This window comes from Listeria sp. ILCC796 (assembly GCF_900186175.1).
Classification (GTDB): domain Bacteria; phylum Bacillota; class Bacilli; order Lactobacillales; family Listeriaceae; genus Listeria; species Listeria goaensis.
The window spans coordinates 96047-109248 of sequence record NZ_FYBV01000006.1; the positions used below are offsets into that span (position 1 = coordinate 96047).

General features: G+C 37.3%; 15 protein-coding genes. 14 read left to right on the plus strand and 1 reads right to left on the minus strand.

Annotated elements, in window-relative coordinates; genetic code table 11:
• Positions 1–71: 71 nt before the first annotated feature.
• The 7 genes from CFS04_RS08025 (at position 72) to CFS04_RS08055 (ending at position 7263) form a co-directional block, all read left to right on the plus strand.
• Positions 72–311, plus strand: a complete 240-nt coding sequence (locus CFS04_RS08025) for a hypothetical protein (RefSeq protein WP_088810126.1) — start codon at positions 72–74, stop codon at positions 309–311.
• Between the two features lie 219 nt (positions 312–530).
• Positions 531–1964: a 6-phospho-beta-glucosidase gene (locus CFS04_RS08030; protein ID WP_088810127.1), complete on the plus strand. Its 1434-nt coding sequence runs from the start codon at positions 531–533 to the stop codon at positions 1962–1964.
• A 236-nt stretch (positions 1965–2200) separates the two neighbouring features.
• Positions 2201–4108, plus strand: coding sequence for a beta-glucoside-specific PTS transporter subunit IIABC (locus tag CFS04_RS08035; protein ID WP_088810128.1), 1908 nt, complete (start codon positions 2201–2203; stop codon positions 4106–4108).
• A 40-nt stretch (positions 4109–4148) separates the two neighbouring features.
• Positions 4149–4949, plus strand: a complete 801-nt coding sequence (locus CFS04_RS08040; RefSeq protein WP_088810129.1) for a histidine phosphatase family protein — start codon at positions 4149–4151, stop codon at positions 4947–4949.
• Positions 4950–5034: 85 nt separating this feature from the next.
• Positions 5035–5874 (plus strand): LD-carboxypeptidase, encoded by an 840-nt coding sequence (locus CFS04_RS08045; RefSeq protein ID WP_088810130.1) that lies wholly within the window; start codon positions 5035–5037, stop codon positions 5872–5874.
• A 70-nt stretch (positions 5875–5944) separates the two neighbouring features.
• A complete protein-coding gene (locus CFS04_RS08050; RefSeq protein ID WP_088810131.1) occupies positions 5945–6280 on the plus strand; it encodes a DUF4064 domain-containing protein in 336 nt (111 codons plus the stop codon).
• Between the two features lie 323 nt (positions 6281–6603).
• Positions 6604–7263, plus strand: a complete 660-nt coding sequence (locus CFS04_RS08055) for a DedA family protein (protein ID WP_088810183.1) — start codon at positions 6604–6606, stop codon at positions 7261–7263.
• 61 nt (positions 7264–7324) lie between these two features.
• Here CFS04_RS08055 and CFS04_RS08060 read toward each other — a convergent pair whose 3' ends face one another.
• Positions 7325–7840: a hypothetical protein gene (locus CFS04_RS08060; RefSeq protein WP_088810132.1), complete on the minus strand. Its 516-nt coding sequence runs from the start codon at positions 7838–7840 to the stop codon at positions 7325–7327.
• A 228-nt stretch (positions 7841–8068) separates the two neighbouring features.
• Between CFS04_RS08060 and arcA the strand changes: the two genes are divergently transcribed.
• The 7 genes from arcA (at position 8069) to CFS04_RS08095 (ending at position 13195) form a co-directional block, all read left to right on the plus strand.
• Positions 8069–9286 carry an arginine deiminase gene (gene arcA, locus CFS04_RS08065; RefSeq protein WP_240310359.1) on the plus strand — a complete coding sequence of 406 codons (1218 nt, stop codon included), beginning with the start codon at positions 8069–8071 and terminating at the stop codon, positions 9284–9286.
• A gap of 168 nt (positions 9287–9454) precedes the next feature.
• Entirely contained in the window at positions 9455–9748 is a 294-nt protein-coding gene (rpsF, locus tag CFS04_RS08070; RefSeq protein ID WP_088810134.1) for a 30S ribosomal protein S6, read from the plus strand.
• A 53-nt stretch (positions 9749–9801) separates the two neighbouring features.
• Positions 9802–10326, plus strand: coding sequence for a single-stranded DNA-binding protein (ssb, locus tag CFS04_RS08075; protein WP_088810135.1), 525 nt, complete (start codon positions 9802–9804; stop codon positions 10324–10326).
• 54 nt (positions 10327–10380) lie between these two features.
• Complete coding sequence (gene rpsR, locus CFS04_RS08080; RefSeq protein ID WP_036097540.1) at positions 10381–10620, plus strand: 30S ribosomal protein S18; 240 nt, start codon at positions 10381–10383, stop codon at positions 10618–10620.
• A gap of 433 nt (positions 10621–11053) precedes the next feature.
• The gene (locus tag CFS04_RS08085) at positions 11054–11668 is read left to right on the plus strand and encodes an accessory gene regulator B family protein (protein ID WP_088810136.1); all 615 of its coding nucleotides are present in this window, start codon (positions 11054–11056) and stop codon (positions 11666–11668) included.
• Positions 11652–11804, plus strand: coding sequence for a cyclic lactone autoinducer peptide (locus CFS04_RS08090; protein WP_088810137.1), 153 nt, complete (start codon positions 11652–11654; stop codon positions 11802–11804). Before CFS04_RS08085 ends, CFS04_RS08090 begins: the two co-directional genes overlap by 17 nt.
• 95 nt (positions 11805–11899) lie before the next feature.
• Positions 11900–13195, plus strand: a complete 1296-nt coding sequence (locus tag CFS04_RS08095; protein ID WP_369821469.1) for a sensor histidine kinase — start codon at positions 11900–11902, stop codon at positions 13193–13195.
• Positions 13196–13202 lie beyond the last annotated feature (7 nt).

Below are 13202 nucleotides of genomic sequence, written 5' to 3' on the forward strand. Positions count from 1 at the left end.
TAATGATTTACAAATTTAGTTATATATGGTAAAAATGATTCAATTAGTGCAGGAGGCGTGACATTAGGTAGATGATTGAAATAACATATTTTTGTCTTATGAATGAACAAAATGAAAATGTTGAAGTAATGAAGAGTTTCATGAATACAGATTTTCAAGAAGAGTATTTGAAATTTTATGGAAAGAAAGTAGATATGAAACTATTTGCTATGGAAGACTCTATAGAGCCTTTTGTAGAAAATAAGAAAGTGTATACAGAATTGAAATTGCATGGTATTAAAAGCTTACCCATACTAATTGTTAACAATTAGCTTGTTGCCAAAGAACATTTTGCTTTAGTAAAAATATTACCAGAATATCTAGGAATAGGATTATCCATACAATCCGAGGAATAATAAAATGTAGGCTACCACAGCATTACGTGGTAGTTTTTTATTTATTTGAAAAATTTTTTATAAAAAAAGCTTGCTCTGTAATGCATTACATATTTTATAGTGAAGATGCAAATGAATTTTGAGAGGAGCTTCAACATGACAAATTTTAAATTTCCAGATAACTTTTTATGGGGCGGGGCAGTTGCTGCGAACCAATGTGAAGGCGCTTACTTAGAAGATGGTAAAGGCTTATCGCTTGTGGATTTACTTCCTTCTGTTGAAGAAGGTCGTTGGGACGCACTTGTTGACCCGCAAAAAACACTCGCTACAAAGTACAATTATTATCCGAGCCATGAATCAATTGATTTTTATCACCGCTACAAAGAAGATATTAAATTATTCGCCGAAATGGGCTTTAAATGTTTCCGGCTGTCCATTAGCTGGCCGCGAATTTTCCCGAATGGGGACGAAACGGCGCCAAATGAAAAAGGACTCGAATTTTATGATAAAGTTTTTGCCGAGTGTCATAAATACGGAATTGAACCAGTTGTCACAATTAATCATTTCGATACGCCAGTAGGCCTAATGAAAGACTATAATGGCTGGGCAAACCGCAAAACGATTGATTTCTATTTAAATTTCTGTGAAACGATTTTCAAACGCTATAAAGGCCAAGTGAAATATTGGATGACATTTAACGAAATCAATATGATTCTACACATTCCAATGTTTGGCGGCGGCATGGACATTACAAACGCTGAAAATCCTGAAGAAATGAAATATCAAGCGATTCATCACCAACTTGTTGCTTCTGCTATGGCGACAAAATTAGGTCACGAAATCAATCCAGAAAACATGATAGGCTGTATGCTTGCGGCAGGTACAACTTACCCGAACACGCCAAATCCAAACGATATTTGGAAAGCGATGGAAGCTGACCGTGAAGGCTACTTCTTTGTTGACGTGCAGGCACGTGGCTATTATCCGAGCTACAGCAAGCGATTATTTAAACAAAAGAATATTCAGTTGAAAATGGAAGATGGCGATTTGGAAGTAATGCGCGACCATACAGTTGACTACGTAGCGTTTAGCTATTATTCTTCCCGCCTAACAAGCGCTGACCCGGAAGTGAATAAAGAAACTGAAGGTAACGTGTTTGCGACACTTAAAAACCCATACTTGAAAGCAAGCGAATGGGGCTGGCAAATTGATCCGCTTGGTCTACGCATTACGATGAATGCCATCTATGACCGCTACCAAAAACCATTATTTATCGTAGAAAATGGTCTTGGTGCTGTCGATAAAGTGGAAGCAGACGGTTCAATTAACGACGATTATCGTATCGATTACTTACATGAACACGTTCGCGAAATGGGCGAAGCGATGGAAGACGGCGTAGAACTTCTAGGCTACACACCTTGGGGCTGTATCGACTTAGTCAGTGCAGGTTCCGGGGAAATGAAAAAACGCTACGGCTTCATCTACGTTGATCGCGACAATGAAGGAAAAGGCACTTTAAACCGCTCGAAGAAAAAGTCTTTTGACTGGTATAAAAAAGTGATTGAAACAAACGGTACTGATTTAGCTTAACGTTGTTTTGACGGGTCTAAACACGCTTTGTTTAGGCCTGTCAAAAAATTTTAAAAAAGGTATTGCAAACGCTTTCTATGTATGATATATTTAACTCATCACAAAGGATTGTTACCAATTCGTTGGGCAAAACCTAAGCTGATTTGAAGGATACGTGCAATTTGTGCGCAAAATCCTCAAATGAGTTTAGGTTTTTCTTTTTGCCCAAAACTATTTGAAGAAAGAAGGGGTCGGCTATGAAATATGAACAGTTAGCCAAAGATATTCTCGAAAATGTCGGGGGTACAGAAAACATTAATAGCGTGTTTCATTGTATTACACGTCTAAGATTTAAATTGAAAGATGAGAAAATTGCCAATACTGAAAAAATTAAATCGTTAGATGGCGTTGTTTCCGTTATTCAAAGTGGCGGACAATATCAAGTGGTTATCGGAAACCATGTGCCAGACGTTTATAAAGCAGTACTTGAAGTAGGCGGTATTAACCCAGAAGGTTCTAGTGAAGCAGATTCTGGTGGCGGAGGTAACATTTTTAACCGCTTTATCGATATGATTTCGGGTGTATTTACACCAGTACTAGGCGTATTAGCTGCAACAGGTATGATTAAAGGTTTCGCCGCTGCATTCTTAGCCTTCGGTTGGTTGACAGCAGATTCTGGAACATACCAGATTTTATATGCTATTGGAGATTGTCTATTCTACTTCTTCCCAATCTTCCTAGGTTACACAGCAAGTAAGAAATTTGGTGGAAATATATTCATCGGTATGGCCGTCGGGGCTGCCCTTGTTTATCCAACATTAGCAGGTATCTTAACTGGAAAACCAGAATATGTGTTATTTGCGGGAACAATTTTTGAATCCCCAATTCATGTAACATTCTTAGGTATCCCAGTTATCTTGATGAGCTATGCTTCGTCTGTTATTCCAATTATTATTGCAACATGGTTCGCTTCTAAAGTTGAAAAAGTGGCGAAGAAAATTATTCCAGATGTTATTAAAACATTCATCGTACCATTTGTCACACTACTAATTGTTGTCCCACTTACATTCATGGTCATTGGACCAATTGCAACATGGGCAGGTAAATTGCTAGGTGCAGGTACCATTTGGATTTACGATTTAAGTCCAGTAATTGCAGGACTTATCCTAGGTGGATTCTGGCAAGTATTTGTTATCTTCGGACTTCACTGGGGACTTATTCCAATCGCAATCAACAACTTAACACAATTACACTATGACCCAGTTTTAGCAATGTCGTTTGGTGCATCTTTCGCTCAAATTGGTGCCGTACTTGCAGTTATGATTAAAACTAAAAATCAAAAACTTAAATCACTAAGTGTTCCAGCATTTATTTCAGGAATTTTTGGTGTAACAGAGCCAGCGATTTATGGGGTTACGTTACCACTTAAAAAACCTTTCATCATGAGCTGTATCGGTGGTGCAGTCGGTGGTGCAATCATTGGCTTCTCAGAAGTTAAATCATACATTATGGGTGGACTTGGAATTTTCGGATTCCCGAACTTTATTAAACCAGGATCTCCTGTTGATAGTACAATGCTTGCGGCAATTATCGCAGTCGTTGTAGCATTCATCTTAGGTTTTATCTTAACGTATGTATTTGGTTTTAAAGATCCTGCAAATGCAGAAGCAACAACTGAAAATGTTCCACGTGAAACAGAAACATTGATTGAACGTGAAGTTCTAGTTAGCCCAATTGAAGGCGATGTTATCACTCTTGCAGAAGTAAAAGATGAAGCATTTTCATCTGGCGCACTTGGAAAAGGTGCAGCAGTTGTTCCTACAGAAGGTAAATTATACGCACCAGCAAGTGGAACTATAACAACGATTTTCCCTACAGGACATGCAGTTGGAATTACAACAGATGATGGTGGCGAAGTATTAATGCATGTTGGTATGGACACCGTACAATTAAATGGTGAGCATTTTACAACACACGTGAAACAAGGCGATCGTGTTGAAAAAGGACAACTTCTAACAGAATTTGATATTGCTAAAATTGTAGCGGCAGGCTATGATATTACAACACCAATCATTGTGACAAACTCAGAAAAATATTTAGATATCCTTGTCGTTGATGATAAAACAGTCAAAGTTGGCGATCGTTTAATCACATTAGTCATCTAGAACTTGCTACTTAATCAAAAACAAAAAGGAGTAATGTGGAATGAAAAAGCACATTTGGAAACTGTTGTTTGTTAGCTTAAGCATACTGTTGCTCGCAGGTTGTGGCACAAAAGATGAAACTTCGAAAAAAGAAAGTGCTGAAAAAGCAGATGGCCCAGTTACACTTTATGTAACCCGTCACGGAAAAACAATGTTTAATACAGCTCACCGCGTTCAAGGCTGGTCGGATACTCCCCTCACAGAACCCGGCGTTGAAGTTGCCGAACAACTCGGTTCGGGCGTATCAGATATTGATTTTAAAGCAGCCTATTCAAGTGATTCTGGAAGAGCTAGAGAAACTGCAAGAATAGTTCTTGATACAAAAGGACAGAAAAAGCTAAATGTGCAGGAAAGTCCTAAATTACGAGAAGTTTGTTATGGTAGCTATGAGGGCGATTTAAATGAAAATATGTGGACAGATATTGCTAAAAATTTAGGTTATCCCTCACAGGAAACGATGATGCAAGATTTTGCAGCTGGCAAAGTAAATTTAGATCAAAGTTTAGCAGAAGTCGTTAAATTAGATAAAACTGGTAGCGCAGAAAGCTATGATGTTGTGAAAAAGCGCATGCAACAAGAACTTAAAACTATCGCGGAAGAAAATGCAAAAAATGGTGGTGGAAACGTGCTAGTTGTAAGCCACGGAATGGCTATCGGTGCGATGATTTCGGATATGACTGAAAACTACAAAGAGAAAGAACTTGAAAACGCCAGCGTCACAAAAATCACGTATGATAAAGGTAAATTTACAGTCGATTCCATAGGCGATATGAGTTACGTTGAGGCCGGTAAGAAAAAATAGCTAAAATTTAAAAGTGGAAACGTGCAAATAAAACGTGCGTTTCTGCTTTTTTTTGGATAAAATAGCTCGTATAGGGGGCGTTTCGATGATTTTAAAACGCGGAAGTAAAATTGGCGTGATTGCCTGTTCGAACGGACGGTTGTCTAGTAGCCGACTGGAATGGGAAGAGTTGTACAAAAAATTAGCAGGAAAATATGGTTTGGAAGTGGTGCAAGCAGATACAATTTACGCTCACGCGAATTCGATTTACAGTGGAAGTGCAGAGGAACGCGCAAATGAACTTCATAAACTTTATTTGAACAAGGAAATTGAAATGATTTTTGATATTTCAGGCGGTGACGTTGCGAATCAAATACTGCCTTTTTTAGATTTTAAATTGCTGTCTGAAAATCCAAAGCCATTTGTTGGCTACAGCGATTTAACGACCATTTTAAATGGTATTTATGCAGTGGCGGGGCAACCGGGAGTGCTGTTCCATCTGAACCATGATTTAAGCCAGTTTGAGCGTTGTTTTATGGAGGGTGAGCCGTCTGGTTTGGTTGGGGATTTCATTACGGGGGCGCCGAACCTTGCGGGGACTTTGATTGGCGGAAATATCCGCTGTTTTTTGAAGCTTGCTGGCACCAAATTTATGCCCGATTTTAAGCAAAAAATCATTTTGTTTGAAGCACTTAGCGGCAATGAGGCGAAAATGGCCACGTATATTGCCCAGTACGAGCAACTGGGCGCTTTTTCTCAGTGTAAAGGTCTTTTGCTAGGGCAGTTCACAGAAGCTGAAGAACAAGGCTTCCGTCCGCAAATTGACCGCCTATTCATTGAAGTGGGCGAAAAATATGGCATCCCCGTTTTCAAAACAAATCAAATTGGTCATTCGAGTGATGCCGTCCCAATTCCGATAGGCGCCGAAATTTTTATTGGAAAATGAAGGCGTTTTATTGCGAACCGCCTAGGAAGGTGGTAACATTAAGAAAAAGCATAAAAAGGAGAGTGACATAATGAAAGTAGAAGGATTGCTTGGCTTTTTGGGGGCAGCACTTGGTATCGCTTTTAGTTTAATGGTTTTGACCATTCCAGGGATTTCACAAGCGCTTGAAGAAGAATCTGTGGCTTTTTATATACTGACTAGCGGGGCATTAGTATTGTCTGCTATCGGTTTAGTTGGTTCATTCGTTGTGGCGCATAAACCGCGCATGGGCGGCGTTATGATGATTGCAGCAGCAATTGGTGGCACCATGTCCGTTTCGATGATGTTCTTAGTGCCTATCATGCTTTTAGCGCTGGGCGGTTTAATCGCACTTATTAATTATGAAGAAGCTTCAGCGGAAGCATAAAATAGACTGATGGCAAATGGTAAAGAATCACACCATCTGCCATCAGTCTATTTTTATGCGAAAAAATAACGTCTTGTGCCTGAAGACGTTATTTTAAATTATGAGAAATTTTTACAGTGACCAGTTTCCGCTGGTACATGTATAACATAACATAGTTCTTTTATGAAAGATGTAGCCATTTTTTGACAATTTGACGAATTTAATGACATTTTTGTGGGAATTTTTTTGTTAAAGTTTTGTTAAATCAATCGTAAGTTGGATAAATGAGTGTTAAATCTGTGATACAATGAATAAGATATTTTTATAAAGGAAGTGAATGCTTGGTGGATTTTATCTCGTGGTTATTTGATTTTATTCTACATATTGATGAACATTTAGTTGAAATTATTAATACGTTTGGAATTTGGACGTACGTAATCTTATTCCTCATCGTATTTATTGAAACTGGACTGGTTATTTTTCCGTTCTTACCGGGAGATTCTCTCTTATTTGCTGGCGGCGCGCTAGCGGTTTTAGACGGATCAATTTTAAAGATTGTTCCGCTTATTATAGTTTTATGGGTCGCAGCAGTACTTGGGGATACCGTCAATTACCATATTGGTAGAAAAATTGGAACGAGTATACCAGAAGATAGTTGGTTTGGAAAAATCATTAATCGGGAGAAAATGGAAAAAGCCGAAGCATTTTTTAATAAACACGGCGGAAAAACAATTTTCATTGCTCGTTTTATGCCATTTATCCGCACGTTCGCACCATTTGTAGCAGGTGCCAGCCGAATGAATTACCGTTATTTCTTAAATTATAACCTACTAGGCGCAACCGTTTGGGTACTTCTGTGTACACTTGCCGGTTATTTCTTTGGGAACATCCCAATCGTCAAAGAGAATTTCTCTATCGTTGTTTTAGGTATCATTTTCGTATCGGTCATTCCAATGTTCGTATCATTTTTTCAAGCGAAATTTGGCAAGAAAAAGAGTAATTAAAAAAAGCGAAAACAATTGAAGTCCTTTAGTCTAGAGGCTTTTCTTGTTTTCGCTTTTTTGTTTAAGTATTTAAGTGGATCGTTAGTGGAATATCAGTAAGTGAAGCGACTGTTTCATTATTTTTATTTTTAAAATGGAGTTCCAAAGAAGGGTGCGTATTTTCCAAAAAACGAGAAATATCAGTAGTACGCGCATTCGTCGGAACCGTAAATGAAATTTCGAATGAGTACAGATCCGTGTAAGCCACTTGATTGTTTGCAATCGGAATAACATTTGTCGGCAAGCTCATCACATCGCGAAATTGGTCCTCAAAAGCAACCGATAAACTAAAATTCTCAACATTTTTAAGCTGTTTGTTTAAAATCGGGCTGAGTGACATCGGTAAACAAATTTTCAACTCGGACTGTTTGAATTCCGCTTGAGCCGAATGAATATCAATATGATCTTTTGAAAGCAATTGTGCGATTTTCTCGATGGAATAGGTTTGTTTTTTAGTCGTAGAAGATGGAATTAAAATAACAACAGCGCATAAAACATAGATGCATAATAAAAGAGTAATTAAGTACTTATTTTTCAACATATGGCCTCCTAAAAAGGTCTATGTTAAATTTTATCATAAAATAACAAAGACGACGCTTTCTTTTTAAAAAATTAAATAAAGTAATGTATATCGAAAAACGCTTTGTACCAGTGGTTAAATTGATATTTCATGCATTTTTCTTATAAAAAAGTTAAATTTTATGCATAAAATCGACATAAAGTGTTCACATTTTAGGGAAGAGGGTATGAATAGAAGGAGGATGTGATAAAGATGAAACTAGGAATCAATTCGGAAATTGGGACTCTTAAACAAGTGGTGGTCAAACGGCCTGGGCGGGAACTGGAAAATTTAACGCCGCAATTTTTACATGAATTATTGTTTGATGATATTCCTTTTTTGCCTGCGATACAAAAAGAACATGACTTTTTTGTCAACGTGTTGCGGGAAAATGGCGCGGAAGTTTTTTACTTAGAAAATTTGCTAGAGGAAGCGATTTTGGCGAGCGATACGCGCGCAATTTTTATTCGCGACACTGTTAAAGAAGCCGGACAGTTTGGCGAAAATGCCCAACATCTTGAATCCTTTTTGAATGATTTTGAGACTGCAGAACTTATTCAAAAAGTGATGACGGGGCTTAGGAAAACGGAGGTTCCAAAACGGCGCCTAGCGCGGCTTGACGAAATGCTTGAACATCGGGATCCTTTTTATTTGGCACCGCTGCCGAACCTTTATTTTACGCGCGATCCGGCAGCTGTAATTGGCAATGGTCTTTCCATAAACCAAATGAGTCAGCCCGCAAGAAAGCGGGAATCCTATTTTATGAAGTTCATCGCCACACATCACCCCGCTTTTTTTAAAGAAAACGCCCCTATTTGGTTTGACCGTGATAACCGATATGCACTTGAGGGCGGTGATGAAATTGTGCTGTCTGAAAAAGCGCTTGCGGTGGGAATTTCCGAGCGAACAGATCCGCGAGCTATTCAAATGCTCGCGACAAATTTATTTCAGAAACATCAAGGCATCCGGCAAGTCATCGCGTTTGAACTCCCCAAAGAGCGCGCCTTCATGCATCTAGACACCGTATTTACAATGGTCGCGAAAAACCAATTCATCGTCCATCCAAGCGTCATTTCAAGTGAACTCAAGTTGTTCATCATGGAATGGGACAAACGCCTAGCAGACATTAAAATTACAACATCTAGCAATATAAAAGCCGTTTTGAGCGAAGCATTAAACGAACCTGAAATTGACTTGATTCCTTGCGGCGGAAGTGATCCCATCAACTCTGACCGCGAGCAGTGGAACGACGGGGCCAACACGCTTGCAATAAAACCGGGGGAAGTTGTTACATATAACCGCAACCAAGTTTCCAATGAACTTTTGAAGCGCCACGGAATTAAAGTTCATGAAATTATCAGTTCTGAGCTTTCGCGTGGTCGCGGTGGCCCGAGATGTATGACAATGCCACTTTACCGGACATAGGAAAACGATTTTGCATAAATTTATTGATGCAAGTTTCGCACTATGGTATAATACTTTATTGTGAGTAATTATAAATTATTCCTTGCTCGTTTCTAAATGCATTTGCTATTTAGAGATAGGACAATTTGTCTTATTAGAGCCGCTAAGACCACAAGGAGGTGTAAAAAGATGGCTAGAAAATACGAAATTAACTACATCATTCGTCCGAACATTGAAGAAGATGAAAAGAAAGCGTTAGTAGAACGTTTTGACGGAATCTTAACAAGCAATGGTGCGGAGATCATCGAATCAAAAGAATGGGGTAAACGTCGCTTGGCTTATGAAATCCAAGACTTCCGTGATGGATTTTACCACATCGTCAAAATTTCTGCTGAAAACGCTGATTCTATCAATGAATTTGATCGTTTAGTAAAAATTTCTGATGATATCATTCGTCATATTATCGTTAAAGAAGAAGAATAAAAGCTAATTCAAGAAATTTCTTGATTTATTAAATGAGAGGAGGCTTTTTCTAGATGATGAACCGTGTCATTTTAGTAGGACGTTTAACTAAAGATCCTGAACTTCGCTACACTCCTTCTGGTGTTGCCGTTGCGACTTTTACACTTGCTGTAAACCGCACATTTACAAACCAACAAGGGGAACGTGAAGCAGATTTCATCAATTGTGTTGTTTGGAGAAAACCCGCTGAAAACGTAGCAAATTTCCTGAAAAAAGGAAGTCTTGCTGGTGTTGACGGTCGCGTTCAAACACGTAATTATGAAGGCCAAGATGGAAAACGTGTCTATGTAACCGAAGTCGTTGCTGAAAGTGTCCAATTCTTAGAGCCACGTAATGCAAATAGTGGCGGTGGAAATGGCTACCAAAGTAATAACGGTGGTGGTAATAACAATACTAACAGCTATAATCAGGAACCTGCTGGCGGTGGTTACAATCAGAATCAGCAATCTCAATCTCAAGGTTATCAGCAAACAAACAATGATCCTTTTGCTAGCGACGGAAAACCAATCGACATTTCGGATGACGATTTGCCGTTCTAAACCGGATTTGCTTGCTTAACCAAAACACTTGGATAGAGAATAGGAGGAGAAATTATGGCTGGAGGACGCAGAGGCGGACGTCGTCGTAAAAAAGTATGTTATTTTACGGCTAACGGCATTACGCACATTGACTATAAAGATGTAGAATTACTAAAAAAATTCATCTCTGAACGTGGTAAAATCTTACCTCGTCGTGTAACTGGAACAAGCGCTAAATATCAACGTAAATTAACTGTTGCTATCAAACGCGCTCGTCAAATGGCATTACTACCATTTGTTGCAGAAGAAAAATAAATTATAACTAAAAGCCCCTTTTTAAAGGGGCTTTTAGCTTATAGAAAAACACAAAACAAAACGTAATCCCACTATATTCAGACGGATGACAAATGGTGAGATTCTAGGCAAAGCCGAGTACCGCACCAGAGCGTACTTGAGTACGTGAGGAGCGGAACGGAGGCTTTAACAACGAAGATTGCTGTTTGTCATCCGTCTGAGCCCCTTTTTAAAGGGGCTTTTTTATAGGTGATTAAACTTGTATTTTTCAGATTAATTAAGCCTAAAAACCCTATAATAATGTCATAATACCCATTTTAAAATTCTGTCAATTACACAAAAAATGGAGAAAAAAACTTGATTTTGGTTATTTAGGACTAAAAACGGACATTTCAGGGCATTTTTCGTTTTGACTATTAATTTAGAGGTAAAATAATAGACGGAGGTGAAAATATTGAGTAGTGCAACAGAACAAATTACACTGACAGAAAAATTAGCAGATAAACTAATTTCAAAAGAGCGTTTTCAAAATGATGAAGAAACGTATTTGAAAGTGAAGTACGGCGTAGAAGTTATTTTAATCAACGTATTTAAAATTTCTTTTGTCTACATACTTGCTTTACTGATTGGGGTGTTTTGGGAAACCTTAATTACACATCTAGCTTTTATAGTTTTAAGAAGATATTCTTTTGGACTTCATGCGATTAAAAGCTGGAACTGTACAATTACAAGCCTTTTGATGTTTGTTTTAGGACCATTTGTATTTCAATCCGTTCAGTCTAATAATATAGCTGTCATAGTTGTGTTTGCTTTTGTTCTTATCAATATGTTTCATTATGCTCCGTCTGACACAGAAAGTCTGCCTCTTATTGGTTCAGGAGAAAGAAAAATCTTAAAAAGAAAAGCAATGGTATGTACATTAGTATTGTTTTTAATAACATTACTTGTACCTTTTGCAGAGATGAAAACACTAATCATGTTGGGGTCAGTCTATCAAGTCATTTCGATTCATCCATTAATGTATAAACTATTAAACAGGAGGTACAAGAATTATGAAAGCTATGAGTAAAAAAATGGGTAATTTTATTGGACGTAAACTAGAGGATCAAGGATTGAAGATTGCAAATACTTCAATGAGAAAATCTTGTTTTGGTGTTACTTATGAGCCGAAAAATCCGATGCTAAAAACGTTAGAAAAAAAATAAAAATTTAGTTACCTTGCTATAGTATTCTGATAAAAAAATATGATAGAATTAATATGAAAGTAAAACAACTTTGGGGGCTAGTCATGAATCCACAAATCATATTGTTTGTTGCCATATTAATTCAAAATATAGGATTTTTTATTGTAATACAAATACTAACGGGACGACTATTAAAATGGAAAGAGGGATTAATCACCTTAGCCTGTGCTATAGCGGTTATCCCTCTTTTTCCAATGATTACTTATTGGTTAAACTTAGTTACCATTGGTATTTTTACTATAGCATTATTATATAAAAAACAGTCTGTATTCTTTGCTGTAACAATTCCCTCGATTACATTTATTATATCAATAATGTGTGATTATATATTAAATCCGTTATTATGGTCAGCTTTTAATATTCAAGTTGGAGATATTTCAAGTGATTTGAGATACACTATACTTTATGCTATTGCCATGATGCTGTTTGCTTGTTTAATCGCATTTGTTTTGAAAAAAGTGATTGATAAATGGAGCGTATATACATATTTAAATCAACGAAAATATGGTTTTATGATTCTTGCAGTTGTGCTTCTTACTTTGCTTATTTATCATTTGAATATATTTTTCAGTGCGGCGGATGGTTTTATTCAAGAAATTGTACGCCTAAATACAGTTATTTTTCTTGTTTACTTTCTTACATTAATTGGTATTTTGTATATGGTACTTCAATCAGCTATACAAGAAATCAAGATGAAGACGCAACAAGAGCAATTTGAACAGTTGCAAGAATACACAACAACTCTAGAAAGTTTGCATAAGGAAATGCGTATTTTTCGTCATGATTATATTAATATACTTTCAAGTATGGCGGGATACATGGAAAAAGATGATATAGAAGGATTAAAGAAGTTCTTTTCAGAAAATATCGTCCCAATCAACCAAACGATGATTTCAAATAACCATAAAATATCATTACTTCAAAACATTCATGTAATGGAGCTAAAAGGGCTTATTGCCATTAAACTAATAAGAGCGCAAGAACTTAAAATTGATGCGATTGTTGAAGTAGTAGAAGAAATTGATAAGATTAATATGCCGAGTATCGATTTATGTAAAATTGTTGGGATTTTGCTAGATAATGCCGTAGAGGCTGCTGCTGAAAGTAAAGATCCTTTCATTCGTTTGGCTGTTGTGAAACGGGAAGACTCTGTATTAATTGTTTTTGCCAATAGCATACCGGAAAACATGCCGCCTGTGTATAAAATATTTGAAGAAGGCTTTTCAACTAAAGGTGATGCTCGAGGATTAGGTTTAGCCAGTTTAAGAGAAACAATTCAAAAATATTCAAACGTCACATTAGCTACAAAACTGATGGATAGAGAGTTTATTCAAGAGTTAGAAATCATATAGGAAAAGG

Coding starts and splice junctions, on each gene's coding strand:
- CFS04_RS08025 (WP_088810126.1), top strand. CDS start 72: ATGATTGAAATAACATATTTTTGTCTTATGAATGAACAAAATGAAAAT.
- CFS04_RS08090 (WP_088810137.1), top strand. CDS start 11,652: ATGAAAGCTATGAGTAAAAAAATGGGTAATTTTATTGGACGTAAACTA.
- CFS04_RS08035 (WP_088810128.1), top strand. CDS start 2,201: ATGAAATATGAACAGTTAGCCAAAGATATTCTCGAAAATGTCGGGGGT.
- CFS04_RS08050 (WP_088810131.1), top strand. CDS start 5,945: ATGAAAGTAGAAGGATTGCTTGGCTTTTTGGGGGCAGCACTTGGTATC.
- CFS04_RS08040 (WP_088810129.1), top strand. CDS start 4,149: ATGAAAAAGCACATTTGGAAACTGTTGTTTGTTAGCTTAAGCATACTG.
- ssb (WP_088810135.1), top strand. CDS start 9,802: ATGATGAACCGTGTCATTTTAGTAGGACGTTTAACTAAAGATCCTGAA.
- rpsF (WP_088810134.1), top strand. CDS start 9,455: ATGGCTAGAAAATACGAAATTAACTACATCATTCGTCCGAACATTGAA.
- CFS04_RS08030 (WP_088810127.1), top strand. CDS start 531: ATGACAAATTTTAAATTTCCAGATAACTTTTTATGGGGCGGGGCAGTT.
- rpsR (WP_036097540.1), top strand. CDS start 10,381: ATGGCTGGAGGACGCAGAGGCGGACGTCGTCGTAAAAAAGTATGTTAT.
- CFS04_RS08045 (WP_088810130.1), top strand. CDS start 5,035: ATGATTTTAAAACGCGGAAGTAAAATTGGCGTGATTGCCTGTTCGAAC.